Here is a 7055-nt window from a genome sequence, read left to right on the forward strand (position 1 = left end):
CACACCGGCGGTGTGGACGACCGCGCGAATCCCGTGGCGGGCGAACAGGTCTGCCACGGCGGCCTCGTCGGCCACGTCACAGGCCTCGACGGTCGCCTCCGCGCCGAGTTCAGCCAGCTCAGCAAGCAGGGCGTCGACGCCCTCGGCGCCCGCGCCACGACGGCTGACCAGCAGCAGGCTGCGCACGCCGTGCTCGGCCGCCAGGTGCCGGGCGACCAGCCGGCCGAGGCCGCCCGTGCCGCCCGTGATCAGAACCGTACCCTCGCTCGGCCACGCCGTCGCTCCGGCCTTGGTGTCCGTCCGCATCAGACGGGCTGCGAGGACCTCCCCGTCGCGGACGAGCAGCTGCGGCTCGTCCAAGCCCAGGGCGGCGGGCGGCAACTCTTCCGAACCCGCCAGATCCACCAGGCCGAACCGGCCCGGCTCCTCCGACATCGCCGACCGGATCAGGCCCCACACCGCCGCGCCGGACAGGTCCTCACCCGCCACCGCGCCGCGCGTCACGAACACCAGACGCGAGGCCGCGAACCGCTCCTCCGCCAGCCAGGCCTGTACGAGCTCCAGTGCCTGTGCCGTTCGCGCGTGCACCTCGTCAGCGCCCAGCGGAACCACCACCACCGGCGGAACGTCCGCCGGCACGTCCGCGAGGACCGCCACTTCCACGTAGTCCGGAGCAGAGGCCGTCTTCACCGGCACCCAGTCCACCCGGAACAACGCGTCCCGGCCGACCGGGCCCGCCCCGCCCGCCGCCACCGGGCGCACGACCAGCGACCCGACGGTCGCCACCGGGCGCCCCTCGGTGTCGGCGATCGCCAGCGACACCCCGCCGCCCGCCGACGGCGTCAACCGCACCCGGACCGCCGACGCGCCGGAGGCGTGCAGCGCCACGTCCTCCCACGCGAACGGCACGCCGCGCTCGTCGGGCCCGGTCAGCGCGAACGCGTGGAGGCAGGCATCGAACAGCGCCGGGTGCAGGCCGAAGCCGCTTCCGTCGGCGCCCTCCGGCAGGGCGACCTCCGCGAAGACCTCGCCCCCGCGCCGCCAGACGGCCCGGAGGCCCTGGAACGCCGGGCCGTACCCGAACCCGGCCTCCGCCAGGCCCTCGTACAGCCCGGTCAGGTCGACCGCCTCGGCACCGGCCGGCGGCCACACGACCGCCTCGAACGCCACGGGCACCGCGCCCGTCCCCAGCACACCGGTGGCGTGGAGGGTCCAGTCCGTCCCGTCCGCGTCGTCCGGCCGGGCGTGCACGGTGAGCGCGCGCCGCCCGGACGCGTCCGGCTCGCCGACCCACACCTGGACCCGCACGCCGCCCCGCTCGGGCAGGACGAGCGGGGCGGCGAGCGTCAGCTCCTCGACCAGGTCACAGCCGACCTCGTCACCGGCGCGCACGGCCAGCTCGACCAGCGCCGTCCCCGGCACCAACATCGCGCCCATGACGACGTGCTCCGCCAGCCACCCGTGCGACCCGGCCGACAGCCGGCCGGTGAACAGGTAGCCGTCCGTGTTGACGAGCTCGACGGCCGCGCCCAGCAGCGGGTGCCCGGCGGCTCCGAGGCCCGCGAGCCGGACGTCGCCGCCGCGCGCGAGCGTGACCGCCGGCCAGTAGTGCCGGTGCTGGAACGCGTACGTGGGCACGTCCACGGTGCGGGCACCGGTCCCGGCGAAGAGGGCGGCCCAGTCGACGCGCGCGCCGGTGACGTGCAGGCGCGCGAGGGCAGTCAGGACGGTCGCATCCTCGGCCTGGTCCTTCCGGAGGACGGGGGCCAGGACGGCGTCGCCGGAGAGGGAGGCGGCCGCGAGCGCGGTGAGGACGCCGTCTGGGCCGAGCTCCAGGAAGCGCGTGACGCCCGCGGCTTCCAGCGTGCGGATCCCGTCGGCGAAGCGAACGGCCTCGCGGACGTGGCGCACCCAGTAGTCGGGCGATGTCAGGCCCTCGGCCGGCGCGCCGGTCAGGTTGGAGATCACCGGGATCGAGGGAGCAGCGTACGTCAGCCCGTTGAGGACGTTCCGGAAGTCCTCCAGCATCGGGTCCATCAGCGGCGAGTGGAACGCGTGCGAGACCCGCAGCCGGTTCGTCTTGCGGTCGGCGAAGTGCGCCGCGATCGCCGCGACAGCCTCCTCCGCCCCGGAGACGACGACCGAGCGCGGGCCGTTGACGGCGGCGATCGACACGAACTCGCCGAGCAGCGGCAGGACTTCCTCCTCCGTCGCCTGCACCGCCAGCATCGCGCCACCCGCCGGCAGCGCCTGCATCAGCCGACCGCGAGCAGCCACCAGGGCGCAAGCGTCGGCCAGACCGAACACCCCGGCCACGTACGCCGCGACGACCTCACCGATCGAGTGCCCGGCCACGAACTCCGGCCGCACGCCCAAGGATTCGACCAACCGGAACAGCGCCACCTCAACCGCGAACAAGCCCGCCTGGGCGTACCCGGTCTGGTTCAGCAGCTCCTCGTCCGACCCCCACACGACGTCCCGAACCGGAAGCTCCAGAGCGCCGCACACCTCGTCGAAGGCACGGGCGAACACCGGGAACCGGCCGTACAACTCCCGCCCCATCCCGAGCCGCTGCGAGCCCTGACCCGAGAACAGGAACGCCGTCCCACCGTCACCCACAAGCCCCCGGGCCACCTCGACACCGTCGACGAGCACCGCCCGATGCGGGAAAGCAGTCCGCCCGGCCAGCGTGAACGCCGCATCCACAGCCGGGAGTTCACCAAGGTCTCCGAGCCGTGCGAGCTGCGCGTCGAGCGCCGCCTCCGACCTGGCGGATACCACCCAGGGCATCGCCCCGGCCGTGACCACGGCCTCCTGCGCGGCCTCGGGCTCGCCCTGCTCCAGGATCACGTGCGCGTTGGTCCCGCTGATCCCGAACGACGACACGCCCGCCCGGCGGAGCCGACCGGCCTCCGGCCACTCCTGCGCCGCGGCCAGCAGCTCCACCGCGCCGGCCGTCCAGTCGACGTGCGACGAAGGCGCGTCCACGTGCAGCGTCCGCGGCAGCACACCGTGCTGCATCGCCAGCACCATCTTGATCACGCCCGCGACACCGGCCGCCGCCTGCGCGTGCCCGATGTTCGACTTGATCGAACCCAGCAGCAGCGGCAGTTCACGGTCCTGCCCGTACGTCGCGAGCAGCGCCTGTGCCTCGATCGGGTCACCCAGCTTCGTGCCGGTACCGTGCGCCTCCACCGCGTCCACGTCCGCCGGGGACAGCCCGGCGCTCGCGAGCGCCTGCCGGATCACCCGCTGCTGCGACGGGCCGTTGGGCGCGGTGAGGCCGTTCGACGCACCGTCCTGGTTCACCGCGCTGCCGCGCAGGACCGCCAGCACCCGGTGCCCGTTCCGACGGGCGTCCGACAGACGCTCCAGCACCACGACACCGACGCCCTCGCCCCAGCCCACGCCGTCCGCCGCGTCCGCGAACGAACGGCACCGGCCGTCGGCCGACAGACCGCCCTGCCGCGAGAACTCCACGAACGTCCCCGGAGTCGACATCACCGTCACGCCGCCCGCGAGCGCCAGCGAGCACTCGCCGCCGCGCAGCGCCTGCGCCGCCAGGTGCATCGCCACCAGCGACGACGAGCACGCCGTGTCCACCGTCACCGCCGGGCCCTCGAAGCCGAAGGTGTAGGACACCCGGCCGGAGGCGACGCTGGGGGCGCTGCCGTTGCCCCGGAAGCCCTCGAACTCCTCGCCGTCCAGGAGCGAGCGGTAGTCGGTGTACATGATGCCCGCGAAGACGCCCGTCCGGCTGCCGCGCAGGGACACCGGGTCGATGCCGGCCCGCTCGAAGGCCTCCCACGACGTCTCCAGCAGCAGGCGCTGCTGCGCGTCCGTCGCCAGCGCCTCGCGCGGGCTCATTCCGAAGAACTCGGGGTCGAACTCCCCGGCGTCGTGCAGGAACGCGCCCCGCCGGGTGTACGACGTGCCCGGGACGGACCGGTCCTCGCTGTAGAGCGCGTCGACGTCCCAGCCGCGGTTCGCCGGGAAGTCGGACACCGCGTCCACGCCGTCGGCCACCAGCCGCCACAGGTCCTCGGGCGACTCGACGCCACCCGGGTAGCGGCAGGCCATGCCGACGATGACCACCGGGTCGTCCGACGACACCGGGAGCGCCGACGGGAGTTCCTCGGCCTCCTCGGCGCCGAACAGGCCCGCCAGCACGAAGCCCGCCAGCGCGTTCGCCGTCGGGTAGTCGAACACCACCGTGGCCGGCAACTGGAGCCCGGTCACCGAGCGCAGCCGGTTGCGCAGCTCGACCGCCGTCAGCGAGTCGAAGCCGAGGTCCTGGAACGCCCGCGACGGATCGACGACCGAGCCGCCCTCGTGACCGAGGACCACGGCGACCCGGTCGCGCACCAGCTCCAGGACGGCCGCCCGCCGCTCGTCGACACCAAGACCGGACAGCCGCTGCGCGAGGCCCGCCGAAGCGGCCGAGCCCGCGACCACCGCGCGCCGGACCCGTCCGCGCACCAGTCCGCGCAGCAGGGCGGGCACCTGGTCCTGGGCCCGCAGCGCCGCGAGGTCCAGCCGGACGGGCAGGATCGCGGGCTCGCCCGCCGCGAGCGAGGCGTCGAACAGGGCGGCGCCCTCGGCGGGGGTGAGCTCCGGCATGCCCGAGCGGGCGATCCGGTGCAGGTCGACGTCGGCGAGCGTGCCGATCATGCCGCCGTCGCGGGTCCACGGGCCCCAGGCCTGCGAGACGGCGGGCAGACCGAGCGAGCGGCGGTGGACGGCCAGCGCGTCGAGGTAGGCGTTGCCGGCCGCGTAGGCGGCCTGGCCGGGGCCGCCGAAGACGCCGGAGACGGAGGAGAACAGGACGAAGGCCGCCAGCTCGCGGTCCTTCGTGGCCTCGTGCAGGTGCCAGGCGGCGTCCGCCTTCGGGCGCAGGACGCTGCTGACGCGCTCGGCGGTCAGGGAGCCGATCACGCCGTCGTCGATCACGCCTGCCGTGTGGACGACCGCGCGGATCTCGTGCCGGGCGAACAGGTCTGCCACGGCGGCCTCGTCGGCCACGTCACACGCCTCGACGACGGCCTCCGCCCCGGCCGCCGCCAGCTCGGCGAGCAGGGCGTCGGTGCCCTCGGCGTCGGCGCCCCGGCGGCTGACCAGCAGCAGCTGCCGCACGCCGTGCTCGACGGCCAGGTGCCGGGCCACGACCCGGCCCAGGCCGCCCGTGCCACCGGTGATCAGGACCGTGCCCTCGCCGGCCCACAGGACCGGCTCGCCCGCCGATTCGGCGCGCACGAGCCGGGCCGCGAGGACCTCCCCGTCACGGACGAGCAGTTGCGGCTCGTCCAAGCCCAGGGCGGCGGGCGGCAGTTCCTCCGAACCCGCCAGATCCACCAGGCCGAACCGGCCCGGCTCCTCCGACATCGCCGACCGCACCAATCCCCAGGCCGCCGCGCCTGGGAGGTCCTCGCCCGCCACCACGCCGCGCGTCACGAACACCAGCCGGGAGGCCGCGAACCGTTCCTCGGCCAGCCAGCCCTGCACCAGCTCCAGCACGCGGGCCGTCCGCGCGTGCACGTCGTCGTCCGCCGGTCGGATCACCACCACCGGCGGAACCTGCGCCGGTACCTCCGCCAGCGACTCGACCGCCGCGAAGTCCGGAGCAGTCGCGCTCCTCACCGGCACCCAGTCCACCCGGAACAGCCCGTCCCGAGCCGCCGCCGACTCCCCGCTCGACACCGCGCGCAGGGCCAACGACCCCACGGACGCCACCGGCAGGCCCTCGGCGTCGGCGACCGCCACCGCGACGGACTCCTCGCCGGTCCGGGTGACGCGCACGCGCACCGAGGACGCGCCGGAGGCGTGCAGCGACACGTCCTCCCACGAGAACGGCACGACGCCGCGCGGCATCCCGTTGACGGCCGTCACGTGCAGGGCGGCGTCGAGCAGCGCCGGGTGCAGACCGTACCCGGTGCCCTCGGTGCCCTCCGGCAGGGCGACGTCGGCGAAGACCTCGTCGCCGCGCCGCCAGGCCGCCCGCAGGCCCTGGAACACCGGTCCGTACGCGTAGCCGCCGTCGGCCATGCCCTCGTACAGCCCGGTCAGGTCGACCGCCTCGGCGCCGGCCGGCGGCCACACGGACGTGTCGAACGCGGTGCGCGTCTCCCCCACGGCCAGGACGCCGCTCGCGTGCTGGTCCCAGGCGCGGCCGTCGGCGCCCTCGGGCCGGGAGGCGATGGTGAAGGTGCGGCGGCCGTTCTCGTCGGCCGCGCCGACCCTCAGCCGCAACTGCACGCCCTCGCGCTCGGGCAGGACGAGCGGCGCGGCCAGGGTCAGTTCCTCGACGCGGTCGCAGCCGGCCTCGTCCCCGGCGCGGACGGCCAGTTCGAGGAACGCGGTGCCGGGGAGCAGGACGTTGCCGCGCACGATGTGGTCCGCGAGCCAGGGGTGGGACTGGCGGGAGAGCCGGGAGGTGAACAACAGGCCGTCATCGTCGAAGAGTTCGAGCGAGGCGGCGAGCAGCGGGTGGTCGGCGGTGTCGAGGCCCGCCGCGCCGAGGTCACCGCCGGTCGCGGGGGCGGTCACGGGCCAGTAGCGACGGTGCTGGAAGGTGTAGGTCGGCAGGTCGATCGGGCGGACGGCGGTGCCGGCGAAGAGCGCGGCCCAGTCGACGGGCGCACCGGTGACGTGCAGGCGCGCGAGCGCGGTCAGGACGGTCGTCTCCTCGTCCTGGTCCTTGCGGAGGACGGAGGCCGACACGGCCTCGCCGGAAAGCGAGGAGGCCGCCAGCGCCGTCAGGACGCCATCGGGCCCGAGCTCCAGGAAGCGGGTGACGCCGGCGGACTCCAACGCGCGCAGGCCGTCGGCGAAGCGGACGGCTTCGCGGACGTGGCGCACCCAGTAGCCCGCCGAGCACAGCTGCTCGGGAGCGGCCGTCTCCCCCGTCAGGTTGGAGATGACCGGAATCGAAGGAGCGGCGTACGTCAGCCCGTTGAGGACGGTGCGGAAGTCCTCCAGCATCGGGTCCATCAGCGGCGAGTGGAACGCGTGCGAGACGCGCAGCCGGGTCGTCCTGCGGTCGGCGAAGTGCGCGCGGA

1 protein-coding gene is annotated in these 7055 nt (G+C 75.0%); it reads right to left on the minus strand.

Translation table 11 applies throughout. The annotated features are described in order from the left end of the window. Window positions 1-7055: SDR family NAD(P)-dependent oxidoreductase (locus tag ACPC54_RS41765; protein ID WP_498972969.1), on the minus strand; the 7055-nt coding region annotated here is incomplete at both ends.

Origin of the sequence: Kitasatospora sp. NPDC094028 (assembly GCF_049543595.1) — a bacterium.
GTDB lineage: Bacteria > Actinomycetota > Actinomycetes > Streptomycetales > Streptomycetaceae > Kitasatospora.